We start from the raw sequence: 13,893 nt of genomic DNA, 5'->3' as shown, positions 1-13,893 counted from the left end.
ACTGGGCCGAACTCCACGCGTCCGGGATTCCCATGCCGCACCGACCACGCGCCGGCGTCCGCCTGGTGTATCTCCTGTTGTCGTCGATCACGCTTGTCGGGTGCGGCAAGCCCGCGGCGCCGGCCAAGGCCAATGCCGCGGTTCCGGTGACGCTGCAGACGGTGCAGCTGCGCGACTGGAACGACAGCCTGTCCTCGCTGGGCACGGTCAAGGCGCGCGAGTCGGTGACGCTGACCGCCAAGGTCAGCGAGATCGTCGAGCGCGTGCACTTCGAGAGCGGCCAGGAAGTGGCGGCCGGCGCGCCGCTGGTGACGCTGCGCGGACAGGGCCAGCAAGCGGCGCTGCGCGAGGCCGAGGCCACCTACACCGAGGCCGAGCAACTGTACCGGCGGCAGAGCGAGCTGGTCGGCCGGCAACTGGTGTCGCGCGCGCAACTGGACACGCAACGCGCCCTGCGCGACGCCGCGCAGGCGCGGGTGCTGCAGATGCGTGCGGAGATCGGCGACCGCAGCGTGCGCGCGCCGTTCGCCGGCGTGCTCGGCCTGCGCCAGGTCAGCCCCGGCGCGCTGCTGACGCCGGACGCGACCATCGCCACGCTCGACGACGTGGCCCAGGTCTACGTGGATTTCCAGGTGCCTGAGGCGGCGCTGTCGACGGTGAAGCCTGGCGACGTGGTCGGCGGCCGCAGTGTGGCCTACCCAGGGCGCGCCTTCGAAGGCAAGGTCGCCACGGTGGATGCGCGCGTGGACAGCGCCACCCGTGCGGTCACCGTGCGCGCCGCGTTCGACAACGCCGACCGCGCGCTGCGCCCGGGCATGCTGATGGATGTGCGCCTGTACCGACCCGCGCGGCAGGCGCTGGTGATCCCGGAGATCGCGGTGGTGCAGGTGGGACGCGATGCGTTCGTGTACCGGGTCGGTGCCGATGCCACCGTGGCCCGTGCCGACGTGCGCACCGGCACGCGCCGCGACGGCCTGGTCGAGATCGTGGAGGGCCTGCAGCCTGGCCAGCGCATCGTGGTCGAGGGCACCGGCAAGCTACGCCCGGGCGTGGCCGTGGTCGATGCCGCCGCCGGCGTCGATGGCGGTGGCGCGCGCAGCGGCAGCGCCGCGGCGGACCTGGCGCGATGAAGCTGTCCGACGTCTCCATCACCCGGCCGGTGTTCGCCGCGGTGATGAGCCTGTTGCTGGTGGTGCTGGGGGTGATGGCGTACAGCCGGCTGACCCTGCGCGAGCTGCCGGCGATCGATCCGCCGATCGTGTCGGTGGATGTGCGCTATCCCGGCGCCTCGGCGGCGGTGGTGGAAAGCCGCATCACCCAGGTGCTGGAAGACGCGCTGGCCGGCATCGAAGGCATCGAGACGATCCAGGCGCGCAGTTCCAACGGCGTGGCCGACATCAGCCTGGAGTTCCGCGCCACCCGCGACATCGAGGCCGCCGCCAACGACGTGCGCGACGCGGTCAGCCGCGTGCTCGACCGCCTGCCCGACGAGGCCGACGCGCCGGAGATCGCCAAGGTCGAGTCCGATGCCGACGCCATCCTGTGGCTCAACATGAGCTCCAGCACGATGGACGCGCTGCAACTGTCCGATTACGCCGAGCGCTACGTGGTGGACCGCCTGTCCAGCATCGACGGCGTGGCGCAGGTGATGCTGGGCGGGCGGCAGCGCTACGCGATGCGGATCTGGCTGGACCGCGACCAGTTGGCCGCGCGTGAGCTCACCGTGGCCGACGTCGAGAACGCCCTGGCCCGCGAGAACGTGGAACTGCCGGCCGGCCGCCTGGAATCGGCCGATCGCGACTTCACCCTGCGCGTGGAGCGCAACTACCGCACTCCCGCGGACTTCGCCGCGATCCCGCTGGGCAAGGGCCGCGACGGCTACGTGGTGCGGCTGGGCGACGTGGCCAAGGTGGAACTGGCCTCGGCCGAGCGCCGCGCCTACTTCCGCAGCAACGGCGTGCCCAACGTCGGCCTGGGCATCGTCAAGACCTCCACCGCCAATAGCCTGGACGTGGCCCGCGCCGCGCGCGCGGCGGCGCAGCAGATCCAGCAGACCCTGCCCAAGGGCACGCAGATCTTCGTGGCCTTCGATTCCACCGTGTTCATCGATGCTTCGGTGGAGCGCGTCTACCACACCCTGATCGAGGCGGTGGTGCTGGTGCTGGTGGTGATCTGGCTGTTCCTGGGCAGCGTGCGCGCGGCGCTGATTCCGGCGGTGACGGTACCGGTGTGCCTGGTGGCGGCGTTCATCGCGCTGTATGCGTTCGGCTTCTCGATCAACCTGCTGACCCTGCTCGCCTTGGTGCTGTGCATCGGCCTGGTGGTGGACGATGCGATCGTGGTGGTGGAGAACATCCAGCGCCGCGTCGATCTGGGCGAACCGGCGCTGGTGGCGGCGCGGCGCGGCACCGCGCAGGTCGCCTTCGCGGTCATCGCCACCACCGCGGTGCTGGTGGCGGTGTTCCTGCCGGTCGGCTTCCTCGAAGGCAACACCGGGCGCCTGTTCCGCGAACTGGCGGTGGCGCTGGCCGCGGCGGTGGCGATTTCCGCCTTCGTCGCGCTGACCCTGACCCCGATGATGTCGTCCAAGCTGCTCAAGGCGCACGCGCGCGAGCAACCCAACCGCGTGCATGGCTGGGTCGAGGCGCGGCTGCAGGGGCTGAGCGCGCGCTACCGGCGCGTGCTCGAGCGCCACGTCGGCCGCGCCTGGCTGTTCGGCGCGCTGATGCTGGCCGCGCTGGCGGCCAGCGCGCTGCTGGCGCGGGTGATTCCCTCGGAACTGGCACCGGCCGAGGACCGCGGCTCGTTCCAGGTGATGATCGATGCGCCGGAAGGCGCCGGCTTCGACTACACCGTGGGGCAGATGCACCAGGTCGAGGCCATCCTCGACCGCCACCGCGGCGACGGCCAGCCGATCGCGCGCGCCAATCCGCGCGTGCCCGGCAGTTTCGGCGCCAGCGAGGAGATGCACACCGGCCGGGTCAGCGTGTTCCTGCGCGACTGGAGCCAGCGCGACGTGGCCACCGCCGACGTCGCCGCCCAGTTGCAGGACGAACTGCGCGCGCTGCCTGGCGTGCGCGCGCGCACCCAGGTCGGCGGCGGCCTGGTCAACAGCCGCGGGCAGCCGTTCCAGATCGTGCTCGGCGGCCCCGACTACGCCGAGATCGCGCAATGGCGCGACCGCCTGCTCGCGCGCATCGCCGACAATCCCGGCCTGGTCGGCGCCGATTCGGACTACAAGGAAACCCGACCGCAGATGCGCGTGGAGATCGACCGCCAGCGTGCGGCCGACCTCGGCGTGCCGGTGACCGAGATCGGCCGCGCGCTGGAGACGCTGATGGGCTCGCGCCAGGTCACCACCTTCGTCGACAACGGCGAGGAGTACGACGTGATGCTGCAGGCCAGCCGCGACGGCCGCGCCGACCCCGACGATCTGGCAGCGATCCGGGTGCGCGCCGACAACGGCCAGCTGATCCCGCTGTCGAACCTGGTGACCCTGCGCGAAGTCGCCGAGCCGGGCAACCTGCATCGCTTCAATCGCCTGCGCGCAATCACCATCAACGCCGGCCTGGCCCCGGGCTATCCGCTCGGCGAGGCGATCGCCTGGGCGCAGCAGGTGGCGCGCGAGGAACTGCCCGACTACGCGCAGCTCGACTGGAAGGGCGAATCGCGCGAGTACCAGAAGGCCGGCGGTGCGGTGCTGCTGACCTTCGCCCTGGCGCTGCTGATCGTGTACCTGGTGCTGGCAGCGCAGTTCGAGAGCTTCATCCACCCGCTGGTGATCATGCTGACCGTGCCGCTGGGCGTGTTCGGCGCGCTGATTGGCCTGGCGATCAGCGGCGGCACCCTCAACCTGTTCAGCCAGATCGGCATCGTCATGCTGGTCGGGCTGGCGGCCAAGAACGGCATCCTGATCGTCGAGTTCGCCAACCAGTTGCGCGATGCCGGGCGCAGCGTGCGCGAGGCCATCGTCGAAGCGGCGGCGGTGCGTCTGCGCCCGATCCTGATGACCTCGCTGGCCACCGTGGTCGGCGCCATCCCCCTGGTGGTCGCCGGCGGCCCCGGGTCGGCCAGCCGCGCCACCATCGGCATCGTGGTGATCTTCGGCGTGTCGGTATCCACGCTGCTGTCGCTGTTCGTGGTGCCGGCGTTCTACGCGCTGCTGGCGCCGTACACGCGCTCACCGGACGCAGTGCAGCAGCGCCTGCAGGAACTGGAAGCGCAGACGCCCTCGGTCGGCGGCCACGCCTGAGCGGGATCGCTCGGACCGGCTTGCTTCAGGCCGGATCGACCCGCGACGACGCCAGCGGCCGCGGCGCGCAGCGCGGCTGCTGCAGCAGGTGCACGAACTGCGCGGCGATCACCGCGCCGCCGAAATGGCGTTGCACGAAGTCGCGCCCGGCCTGGCCCATGCGCTGGCGCCGTTCGCTGTCGCACAGACGCAGGATCGCGTCGCGCCAGCTAGCGATGTCCCCGGGCGTGAGCAGTTCGCCGCTGACGCCGGGGTCCAGCGTCTCGGCGGTACCGCCGACGTGGCTGGCCAGGACCGGCACGCCGCTGGCCTGCGCTTCCACCGAGACCCGGCCGAAGGTTTCCGGCGCCAGCGACGGAAACGCCAGCATCGACATCGCGTTGTAGTACGGGGTGGTGTCGTTGACCCAGCCGACGAAGCGGTGGCGTTCGCCGTGCGGCTGCGCCGCGGCCTGCGCCTGCAGTTGCGGCGCGTCCGGGCCGTCGCCCAGCCACAGGCAGTGCAGGCGCGGTTCCTGCGCCATCGCCGCTCCTGCGGCTTCCAGCAATGGGAAAATGCCCTTGCCGGCATGCATGCGTCCGCTGTAGCCGAGCACGATCGCATCCTCGGGCAAGCCCTGCGCGGCGCGGATGGCACGGCCACGTTCCGGATCCGGGCGCAGCCGCTCCATGGTCACCGGGTTGTACAGCACCTGCACCAGCGCCTCGGGCACGCCGCGCTCCAGGTAGGCCTGGCGCGCGTAGTGCGACACCGCGAAGAAGCGCGCGGCAAGGCGTGGTATCGCATAGCCGGACAGCGCGCTCATCGCCGGGGTGCGGTGGCGGAACAGCGCCACGCGGATGCCCAGGCCGCGTCCGGCCAACAGCAGCGGCCAGTATTCCTTGCCGAAGTTGCCGACCAGCCAGTCCGGCCGGCTGCGCCGCGCCACCCGCAGCAGTGGTCCATAGCCATCGGGGTCCAGCACGTTGCGGAAATGCCCGACGTGCACGGTGATGCCGCTGCGGCGCAACTCGTCGGCGATCAGGCCGCCTTCGCAGGCGATGACCTCGACCTGGTGGCCGACGCCGGCCAGCGCCTGCGCCAGCGCCACGAAATGGGTGGCCGCGCCGGTGTTTTCGGGATTGGTGCCGACGAACAGGAATTTCATCCGCGCCGGTCCTCGTAGGCGGTGAAGGCGCGCAGCGCGAACTGCGGCAGCAGGTGGTGGCGCGCGACCTGGATGCGCGGGTAGCGCATCGGGTCCGAGCCGGCCGGGGCGCGGCCGCGGCGGGTGCTGGTGGCGGCGGTGTAGCCGGCCTCGCGCACCACGTCGGCGACGCGGTCGTCGACATCGCCGTAGGGGTAGCAGAACTGCGGCACCGCCTCGCCGAGCAGGTCCTCCAGTTCGCGCTTGCAGCCGCCGATCTCCTCGCGCAGGGCGGCATCGCTGCAGCCGGTCAGGTGCGGGTGCGAGCGGGTGTGCGCGCCGACCTCCATGCCGCCGGCGCGCCACTGGCGCAGCTCGGCAAGGTTCATCAGCGGCTTTTCGATGCCCAGCTTCTGCGCATCCCACACGTTGTGGCGGCCGATGCAGCCGCTGACCATGTACACGGTGGCGGTGAAGCCCAGCCGCTGCAGCACCGGCAGCGCCGCGTGCAGATTGTCCAGGTAGCCGTCGTCCAGGGTGACCACCGCGACCTTGCCCTGGCGCTCGCCGCGCAGGTAGGGCATGGCGTCGGACATGGACACGCCGCGGTAGCCCAGCCGCTGCAGCAGGCGCATCTGCCGGGCGAAGCGGCCCGGGCTGACGTACAGGCTGCGGTACACCTGCAGATGCCGCGGCGCCTCGGCCACGTTGTGGTACATGAAGATCGGAATGCGGGCCGTGGCGGCGGTGTCGGAGGGCATCGGGAACGGCTCTTGGGACGGAAGGGCGAGGTGCGGCGCGGGAGTCTAGCGGCGCTGGCTTTCGCTGGTCTGTCGGGGAAAACCCTCAGCCGTAGACGATCGCGCGCCCCGGCGGACGGACCGGCCGGCGGCTATGCTGGGTGTCCCGTTGCCGCAGGAGCTACCGATGTCCGCCGTTGCCGACCGTTGGCCAGAGCCGGATGTGCAGTGGGACGGCATCGTGCTGCGTCGCTGGCGCGCCAGCGATCTGGACGCGCTGCTACGCCACGCCAACGATGCCCAGGTGGCGCGCGGGCTGAGCCGGCGCTTTCCGCACCCCTACACGCGGGCCGACGGCGAGGCCTTTCTGGGCGGGCGGGTGATCGACCTGAACGATCCGCTGCATCCGGTGCTGGCGATCGAGATCGGCGGCGAGGCCTGCGGCGGCATCGGCCTGCATGCCGCGGCGCAGCCGGCGCCTGGCCTGGCCGAGCTCGGCTACTGGCTCGGCAGTGCGCATTGGGGCCAGGGGCGGATGACCCGCATCGTCGCCGCCTACCTGGACTGGGCGGTGCCGACGCTAGGCCTGTATCGGATCGAGGCGTTGACGCTGCCGGACAATCACGGCTCGGCGCGGGTACTGCAGAAGAACGGTTTCGCCGAGATCGGCGTGCGCCCCGAGGTGTCGGTGCGCGACGGGCAACGGCGCGCGCTGCGGCTGTTCGCGCGCATCTGGCCCGGCGCCTGAGCCGCGTCGCCGCCGCCGTCGGACGGCGACGCGGGGCTCAGACGATCATGCGGCGTCAGTAGGAAATGGTCGCCGAGGTGGCGGTGGTGTCCACGGCGTAGTCGCACTGCACGTCCAGGCCAGAGCTGTCGCTGTACGACACCCACGCCGGCGATGCGACCCGCTGCATGCGGTAGTCGTACACGCCGATCGCGTCGAAGGTGATGCGGCGGTCGGGCGGATACTGATCGCAGCTGTCCACCGCATACACTTCCAGCGCGCCGCCCACCACCAGGTGCGTCCGGGAATTGATGTCGTAGGTGGTACTGAGCCGCACGCTCTGGCCGGTGGTGACGTTGCGCGTATCGACGTTCCAGTTGGCGCAGGGGCTGCCGTTGTTGCAGGTGGCATAGGTGTCGCCGACGATCCGGTCGCCGGCCTTGGCCGGGATGAAATCGCTGTACCAGACCATGCCGTCCTGGCAGCAATTCCAACTGCTCAGATCCCAGGTATTGCTGTCGCCACGGTAGCCCAGCACCGGTTGCAGGATGGTCGGATCGTCGCTCTGCATGCCGGGGAAGAAATACACCGTCTGCTGCGCCACGTTGGTCGGGTTCTGCGGCACCGTCCAACTGGCCACGATGCGGCCCATCTTGTTGCCGGTCACGTCGATGGCCGACTGCACCCAGTCGTGGGTGATCGGCGGCGGCACCGCGCGGCGCGCGCTGGAGGCCGCCAGTGCGGCGTTGCCGCGGACTTGCCTGCCATCCAGGCCGCGTCCGTCAGGCCGTACCCGGATGCCGCTGGGCGTGAAGTTGTCCTGGGTGCAGGCCTGCGCCTGTTCGCGCACGCCGTTGGCGCGCTGCAGGCCGCCGTCGCCGAGCACGCGCTCGTTGCGATGCACCTGGCGCACGCAGGCCGGCGCGAAGTAGCCGAAGGGCGTCTGGATGTAGTCGTCGGGAACCTCGGCGGGTTTGTGTGCGGCGCGCAGGGCGCCGGCCCGGGCCAGGCGTGCATCGGGCGCGGCGGTCTGCGCCAGCGCGCTGGCGCTGAGGCCTAACAGCGCAAGCATCAGCAGCAATGCGCTGCAGGCACGGTGGCGTGCGGTCCAGGAAGAAGTGCGGAAATCGGAGTGCATGGGAGTTCGCCTTGTCGTGAGAATGCGGAATGCGTTCTCGGGAGGCCATCCGGTGCAGCGGCGCGGCGCGTTGTGGCGCCGACGGTCGCGGCGTGCCTCCCGTCTGCGAAGCGAGTGGGACGGGGTGTGGCTGTTTTCGATAGAGACCTGCGTGGTGGCCGAAGGAGCGGCGACGATGGACCCAATGTGCAGTGCGCGCTTGTCGGATTTCCGCATGTCTCCACGCGAATCCCGCATGGTGCGGGCGAGGGTGAACTGCTTCTCGGTCGTCGCCGCGATCTGGTTTGCGCTTCGTGTCGCGCGATGTAGACAAGTGCCGGCGCCGCGCTGGACCACGCCGGGGCAGCCGGCGGCGCGCGGATGAGCGAAAATGTCCGCAGCCCGCCGTTCCCGACGCGCGGCCCGCGCTTTTTTTCAGGAGATTGCCATGCGTCATGCCCTTCGTTCCCGCTGCGCCACGGGCGTGCGCCGATGACCTCGCCCTGGGGCAACCGCCCGCGCGGTGGAAATCCCCCCTCTCCCCCCGCGAGAGGGGCCGGGGGTGAGGGTGCGCCGGCCAGTACCCGCAACGAACTGCGCCTCTACGGCCTCAACGCAGTGCGCGCGGTGTACGCGCGGCGGCCGGAGGCGATCCGCAAGCTGTACCTGAGCGAGGCGCGGATCCCGGCGCTGCAGCCGCTGCTGAAGTGGTGCGTGGCCAATCGGGTCGGCTACCGCGTGGTGGACGAGGCCGACCTGCACAAGCTCGCCGCCAGCAGCCACCACGAGGGTGTGGTCGCCGACGTGCTGCGCGTCGCGCCGCTGGCCTTGGCCGACTGGCTGCAGACGCTGGCGCCGGGACCGGTGGTGGCGCTGTGGCTGGACGGCGTGGGCAATCCGCACAACTTCGGCGCGATCCTGCGCTCGGCGGCGCATTTCGGCGTGGGCGCGATCCTGTTGCCGGAGCAGGCCGCACTGGCGCTGTCCGGTGCGGCCGCGCGCGTGGCCGAGGGCGGCGCCGAGGCGGTGCCGCTGGTGCGGCTTCCGCCGTCGGCGCAGGCAGTGGCGCAGTTGCGGGGCGCGGGCTTCGCCCTGGCGGCGACGCTGGTGGCCGGCGGCGACGATCTGTTCGCCGGCGCCTTGCCGCCACGCCTGGTCTACGTCATGGGCGCCGAGAGCGACGGCATGGATCGCGACTTCGCGCAGGCCTGCGACCTGCGCCTGTCGATCCCGGGCAGTGGCGCGGTGGAAAGCCTCAATGTCGCCGCCGCCACCGCGGTGTTGCTGGGCACCTGGCGCAGCCGGCATCCGCACCAACACGCTGCGCGCTGAACACCGCGGCCGGCGTCAGGGGCCGGCTGCATTTGGCTACGAAATAGTGTGCGCGTCTGCCGGTTTCGGGTTTGCGGGGCGCCTGTCCGCGGCGTAGCGTGCAGGCGCGCCTCGTCGATGCGATCGCGCCCCGCGCGATGCGTGCCAGCGAGACCGCGCAGTTCCCCCTCCCGAAAGGGCCATCGTCACTCCTGCGGAGATGTCGCTATGAAGCTGCTGTTCTCCATCAAGCACCTGCTGTCGTCGAAGAAGCCGCTGAAGTCGTACGCCTGGTACATCTGGTACTGAGCGCCCTGTGCGTTGCCGCGCGCTGTCGCGTGCGGCCGGTGCCCGGCGGCGGCGACGCTGCGCCGGGCGCCGTTCCTTCAGGAGACTCGCGATGTCCGCCACCCTGGTCGATCGCCACGCGCGCGCCACGGTCTTCGCGCCGCGGCTGCAGGACTTGTTGCGCACGCATGTGGGGCAGGAGGCGTTCCGCCTGGATGCCGACACGGTCGGCGTCGCCGGGCCGACGTTGACCGACCGCCTGCTCGCGGCCCGGCCCGCGACCGAACACGAACGCCCGACCTTCAAACCGTTGCACGGCCGCTCGATCGCGCGCAGCGAAGCGGCCAAGCTGATGCAGGCGATCGGCCGCGACGTACGCGAGGCGCTGAAGCGCCCGGTCCCCGCGACGCTCGACCTGTCTGGCCCCTGGCCGCATGTGGGCCATGTCTATCTGCGCGACCTGCTGCTCGGCGGCGATCCGTGGCGGCTGCGCCTGCTGATGGACCGCACCCTGGAACTGACGCCGCGCCTGACCTGGGCGGTGATCGCCGCCGGCGCGCTTGCACCGCTGGCGCCGCGCGCGGACGCCTCGGCACTGGCCACGCTGCTGTCCGCGGCCGGCAACTACCGCGAACGTCGCGATGCGATGGGGCTGTACCGGCGCACCGCCGCGCCGGTGTGCTTCACCATTTCCACGCTGGTCGCCAACGCGCTGTGGCTGGGCTCGCCGTTCGACCCGCATGTTTCCAATCGCAACATCCTCTACGAAACCCTGCGCCTGCTGCCGCCGTCCTGGAACATCCTGCGCAACGCCTCGCCCGAGTACGGCGCGCTGGATCCGCGCATCGGCGCCGGCGACGACGTGCTGGTCCTGCCCTTGCTCAGCCATCGCGATCCGGCGCTGTGGGAGGAACCGGAGGCGTTCCGGCCCGAGCGCTGGGACGGTCTGGACCCGGATGCGCTGCCTGGCTACCTGCCGTTCGGCCATGCCTCCGAGCGCTGCTGGGGACGGCACATGGTGATGCCGCTGGCGGAACGGTTGCTGGACCTGCTGCGCACCCAGGGGCTGGTCGCCGACCCGCGGCAACGCCGCGCCGACGTGCCGTTGACCGGCCTGCTGGGCGTCGCCCAGGTCGACGTGGTCCGGCACGCGCGCGCCTGAGCGGCAGCGCACGCCGCACGCGACGCCTTAACGATCAGCCCGCTGCAGGCGGCGCGGTGGAGGCGCGGGTGACCAGGGTGTAGTCCAGCACCTGGTGGGTGCCGCGGCTGGGCAGGGCGTCGCGGCGCTGGCGGATCTCGCCGAGCAGCAGCGTCACCGCCGCCCCGCCCATCGCCGTGACCGGCTGGTGGATGGTGGTCAGCTCCGGCCAGATCGTCGTTGCCACCGGGGTGTCGTCGAAGCCGGCGATCGACAGATCCTCGGGTACGCGCAGGCGCAGGCCGTGGGCGATCGCCAGCGCCGCCGCGGCCATGTCGTCGTTGCTGCACAGGATCGCGCTGGGGCGCGGCGCGGCCTGCAGCAGCGCGGTGGCCGCGAGCAGGCCGGAGCGGTAGGTGAACAGGCCTTCGGCCACGCGTTCCGGCGCCACCGTCAGCCCGGCCCGCGCCATGGTGTCGAAGAACCCGCGGCTGCGCAGCGCGCTGGGGGTATGGCCGGGATCGCCGCTGACGAAGCCGATGTCGCGGTGGCCCAGATCGAGCAGGTGCTGGGTGAGCGCGCATGCGGCCGCGTAGTCGTCGATGCGCACCGAGCTGACCCCGGGCAGCGGCGCGCCGGTGGCCACCGCCACCAGCGGGATGCCGCGCGCTTCCAACTCGGCGATGGTCTGCCGCGCATCGCACAGCGGCGGCGGCAGGATCAGGCCATCGGCGCCGGCATCGAGCAGGCGCTCGGTGGCGGCGCGCTGGCTGTCGCTGTCCTCGCTCTTCTCCACCAGCACCTGGCAGCCTTCCAGGCTGCTGCGTTCGAGCACGCCGAGCATGAACTGGTTGAGATAGGCCGCGCTGGGGTTGCTGTACAGCACGCCGATGCGGGCCAGTCCTGCGGTGCGCAGCGAACGGCCGGCGAGGTTGGGGCGGTAGCCGAGCGCCTGGATCGACGCCTCGACGCGCTCGCGCATGGTCGCGCTCACGCGCGGGTGGCGGTTGATCACGCGCGAAGCGGTCATCGGCGACACGCCCGCATGGCGGGCCACATCCAGCAACGTCACCGCTGAGCCCGCGCGACGTTGCCGTATGCCCATCAAAGGTCCTGGCGCAGCTGCGGAAGGGAAGCCCCTGCGCGCGTCCTGCGCAGGTCCGGTGCACTTTACTCCCTGGGCGGTTCCACTGTCTTGGCCTGGCTGCCGAACCCGCCGTCGGCCTGCGCCGCCAGATACGCGAACACCGCATACGCGGCCACGTTCTGCGCCAGCGCCTTCGGGTCGATCTTGTCCAGGGTGTCGTCGGCGGTGTGATGCAGATCGAAGTAATCGCTGCCGTCCTGCGCCAGCCACGCCCAGGCGCCGCCCTTGGCCGCCAGCGGGCCGACATCCGGGCCGGGGCCGCCGGTGTCCGGCGCGTAGGCGATGCCGAGCGGCGCCAGCACCTCGGCGATCTGCCGGGTCGCCTCGCGCGAGCCGGCGGCGTCGCCGGAGCCGGTGTTGAAGGCGTAGATGCGGCCGGCGCCGAAGTCGCTCTCGGCGGCGATCTGGTGCCGCGCCACGTCCTTGGCATGCGCCTGCGCGTAGGCCTTGCCGCCGTACAGACCCTGCTCCTCGTTGGCGAAGGCGACCACCCGGATGCTGCGCTTGGGCGCCTGCTTGAGCTGGCCGATCAGATGCCCGGCGGCCATGCTGATCGCCACGCCGGCGCCGTCGTCGATCGCGCCGGTGCCCAGGTCCCACGAATCCAGGTGACCGCCGATCAGCACCACCTCGTTGGGCAGCGTGCGCCCGGTGATCTGCCCGATCACGTTGTAGGAGGTGGCGGTGCCGTCCCAGCCGCAGTCCAGCGCCAGGCGCAGGCGCACCGGGCCGCGCGCGAGCAGGCGCGCCAGCTGGTTGGCATCGGGCACCGACAGCGCCGCCGACGGCACCGGGGTCAGTCCGTCGTCGAAGCGGGTGATGCCGGTATGCGGCACGCGGTGCGAATCGGTGCCGGCCGAGCGCATCACGAAGCCGATGGCGCCCTTGCGGATCGCTTCGGACGGCCCCTTGCTGCGCACCGCGCCGCCATTGCCGTAGTCCTTGCCGTCGCGGGTGCGCAGCATCTGGTAGTCGACGAAGGCGATCTTGCCGCGCAGCGCATCGGCCGGCGCCGCCTGCAACGCGGCCAAGTCGGCGAAGCGCACCACCTCGGCCTCGACCGTGCCGCCGGGGCTGCCGCCCAGCGCGGTGACGGTCAGCGGTTGCGCGTGCGCGCCGAGCACCTGCGCGTGTTCGCTGCGCCGCTCCCACTTCGGGAACGTCACCGGCTCGGTCCACACCTTGTCGAAGCCCAGCGCCTTGAATTTCGCCGTGGCCCAGGCCACCGCGCGTGCATCGGCCTCGCTGCCGGCCAGGCGCGGGCCGATCTCGGTGGTCAGCGATTCGACCACCTTCCAGCCGGTGTCGTCGGCCAGCGCGCGTTCGCGCAGGGTCGCTGCATCGCGCAGCGCCGCCTCTGGAATGCGCGTGGCCTCGGCCGCGTTGGCGGTGGAGGACAGGCTCAGGACGGAAGCGATGAGGACAGCGAGACGGCGCATGGAGAACTCCGCGAACACAGGAACGGGGAGCTTAACAGTGCCTCGCCGCCGTGCACGGCGCGGCCTCCATGGAAGAGGCCGCGCGCACCGTCGCGCTTACTCCGCGCGCGGCTCGTGCTTGAGCGAATCGCGGATCTCGCGCAGCAGCAGCACTTCCTCGGTCGGCGCCTTCGGTGCCGGCGGCTCCTTGCGCGCGATGCGGTTGATCGCCTTGACCAGCATGAAGATGGCGAAGGCCACGATCACGAACTGGATGATGGTGTTGAGGAAATCGCCGATGCCGATCACCACCGCCGGCACCGGCTTGCCCGCCGCGTCCACCGTGGCCGCCTTCAGCGTCCACGCCCAGCGCGAGAAGTCCACGCCGCCGACGAGCAGTCCGATCGGCGGCATGATGATCTTCTCCACCAGCGCGGTGACGATTTTGCCGAACGCGGCGCCGAGCACCACGCCGACCGCCAGGTCCAGCACGTTGCCGCGCATGGCGAATTCCTTGAATTCGCGGATCATGCTCATCGGAACTCCTCTCTTGTCTGTGCGGGCCTGTCGCCGCGGCGCTAGCCTAGCGCAGCGATTGTGGTCGTCGGATCACAGGCCTGCGTCCG

At 71.3% G+C, this 13,893-nt stretch carries 11 protein-coding genes and 1 pseudogene; 6 read left to right on the top strand and 6 right to left on the bottom strand.

The genetic code is table 11. The features are described from left to right. The first annotated feature begins 32 nt into the window (after positions 1-32). Both AC1PLR_RS15485 and AC1PLR_RS15480 read left to right on the top strand, forming a co-directional pair. A complete protein-coding gene (locus AC1PLR_RS15485) occupies positions 33-1,130 on the top strand; it encodes an efflux RND transporter periplasmic adaptor subunit (RefSeq protein WP_481101558.1) in 1,098 nt (365 codons plus the stop codon). Next, positions 1,127-4,252, top strand: coding sequence for an efflux RND transporter permease subunit (locus AC1PLR_RS15480; RefSeq protein ID WP_481101557.1), 3,126 nt, complete (start codon positions 1,127-1,129; stop codon positions 4,250-4,252). The genes AC1PLR_RS15485 and AC1PLR_RS15480 overlap by 4 nt, the downstream gene beginning before the upstream one ends. 25 nt (positions 4,253-4,277) lie before the next feature. On the opposite strand, the gene AC1PLR_RS15475 is transcribed toward AC1PLR_RS15480, so the two are convergent. Beyond that, complete coding sequence (locus tag AC1PLR_RS15475; RefSeq protein WP_481101556.1) at positions 4,278-5,399, bottom strand: glycosyltransferase family 4 protein; 1,122 nt, start codon at positions 5,397-5,399, stop codon at positions 4,278-4,280. After that, the gene (locus tag AC1PLR_RS15470; protein WP_148828492.1) at positions 5,396-6,139 is read right to left on the bottom strand and encodes a polysaccharide deacetylase family protein; all 744 of its coding nucleotides are present in this window, start codon (positions 6,137-6,139) and stop codon (positions 5,396-5,398) included. Before AC1PLR_RS15470 ends, AC1PLR_RS15475 begins: the two co-directional genes overlap by 4 nt. Before the next feature lie 166 nt (positions 6,140-6,305). Between AC1PLR_RS15470 and AC1PLR_RS15465 the strand changes: the two genes are divergently transcribed. Then, the gene (locus AC1PLR_RS15465) at positions 6,306-6,866 is read left to right on the top strand and encodes a GNAT family N-acetyltransferase (RefSeq protein WP_481101555.1); all 561 of its coding nucleotides are present in this window, start codon (positions 6,306-6,308) and stop codon (positions 6,864-6,866) included. 55 nt (positions 6,867-6,921) lie between these two features. Here AC1PLR_RS15465 and AC1PLR_RS15460 read toward each other — a convergent pair whose 3' ends face one another. After that, on the bottom strand, positions 6,922-7,983 hold the full coding sequence (locus AC1PLR_RS15460) for a hypothetical protein (protein ID WP_481101554.1): 1,062 nt from the start codon (positions 7,981-7,983) through the stop codon (positions 6,922-6,924). A 471-nt stretch (positions 7,984-8,454) separates the two neighbouring features. Here AC1PLR_RS15460 and AC1PLR_RS15455 point away from each other — a divergent pair, with 471 nt between their 5' ends. The 3 genes and pseudogenes from AC1PLR_RS15455 to AC1PLR_RS15445 all read left to right on the top strand — a co-directional run. After that, positions 8,455-9,294, top strand: coding sequence for a TrmH family RNA methyltransferase (locus AC1PLR_RS15455; protein WP_481101553.1), 840 nt, complete (start codon positions 8,455-8,457; stop codon positions 9,292-9,294). Between the two features lie 207 nt (positions 9,295-9,501). Continuing rightward, complete coding sequence (locus AC1PLR_RS15450; RefSeq protein ID WP_234006660.1) at positions 9,502-9,582, top strand: tryptorubin family RiPP precursor; 81 nt, start codon at positions 9,502-9,504, stop codon at positions 9,580-9,582. Positions 9,583-9,673: 91 nt separating this feature from the next. Beyond that, positions 9,674-10,519, top strand: a pseudogene (locus tag AC1PLR_RS15445) (cytochrome P450); the annotation flags it as partial. Between the two features lie 238 nt (positions 10,520-10,757). Here the strand turns inward: AC1PLR_RS15445 and AC1PLR_RS15440 are convergent. The 3 genes from AC1PLR_RS15440 to mscL form a co-directional block, all read right to left on the bottom strand. Beyond that, on the bottom strand, positions 10,758-11,807 hold the full coding sequence (locus AC1PLR_RS15440; RefSeq protein ID WP_481101552.1) for a LacI family DNA-binding transcriptional regulator: 1,050 nt from the start codon (positions 11,805-11,807) through the stop codon (positions 10,758-10,760). Between the two features lie 65 nt (positions 11,808-11,872). Beyond that, on the bottom strand, positions 11,873-13,288 hold the full coding sequence (locus AC1PLR_RS15435; RefSeq protein ID WP_481101551.1) for a M28 family peptidase: 1,416 nt from the start codon (positions 13,286-13,288) through the stop codon (positions 11,873-11,875). Between the two features lie 96 nt (positions 13,289-13,384). Beyond that, entirely contained in the window at positions 13,385-13,804 is a 420-nt protein-coding gene (gene mscL / locus AC1PLR_RS15430) for a large-conductance mechanosensitive channel protein MscL (RefSeq protein WP_019802352.1), read from the bottom strand. Positions 13,805-13,893 lie beyond the last annotated feature (89 nt).

Source organism: Xanthomonas sp. NCPPB 3570 (genome assembly GCF_056725115.1).
This window is presented reverse-complemented; position numbering and strand designations above follow the sequence as displayed.

Coding starts and splice junctions, on each gene's coding strand:
- AC1PLR_RS15485 (WP_481101558.1), top strand. CDS start 33: ATGCCGCACCGACCACGCGCCGGCGTCCGCCTGGTGTATCTCCTGTTG.
- AC1PLR_RS15480 (WP_481101557.1), top strand. CDS start 1,127: ATGAAGCTGTCCGACGTCTCCATCACCCGGCCGGTGTTCGCCGCGGTG.
- AC1PLR_RS15475 (WP_481101556.1), bottom strand. CDS start 5,399: ATGAAATTCCTGTTCGTCGGCACCAATCCCGAAAACACCGGCGCGGCC.
- AC1PLR_RS15470 (WP_148828492.1), bottom strand. CDS start 6,139: ATGCCCTCCGACACCGCCGCCACGGCCCGCATTCCGATCTTCATGTAC.
- AC1PLR_RS15465 (WP_481101555.1), top strand. CDS start 6,306: ATGTCCGCCGTTGCCGACCGTTGGCCAGAGCCGGATGTGCAGTGGGAC.
- AC1PLR_RS15460 (WP_481101554.1), bottom strand. CDS start 7,983: ATGCACTCCGATTTCCGCACTTCTTCCTGGACCGCACGCCACCGTGCC.
- AC1PLR_RS15455 (WP_481101553.1), top strand. CDS start 8,455: ATGACCTCGCCCTGGGGCAACCGCCCGCGCGGTGGAAATCCCCCCTCT.
- AC1PLR_RS15450 (WP_234006660.1), top strand. CDS start 9,502: ATGAAGCTGCTGTTCTCCATCAAGCACCTGCTGTCGTCGAAGAAGCCG.
- AC1PLR_RS15440 (WP_481101552.1), bottom strand. CDS start 11,807: ATGGGCATACGGCAACGTCGCGCGGGCTCAGCGGTGACGTTGCTGGAT.
- AC1PLR_RS15435 (WP_481101551.1), bottom strand. CDS start 13,288: ATGCGCCGTCTCGCTGTCCTCATCGCTTCCGTCCTGAGCCTGTCCTCC.
- mscL (WP_019802352.1), bottom strand. CDS start 13,804: ATGAGCATGATCCGCGAATTCAAGGAATTCGCCATGCGCGGCAACGTG.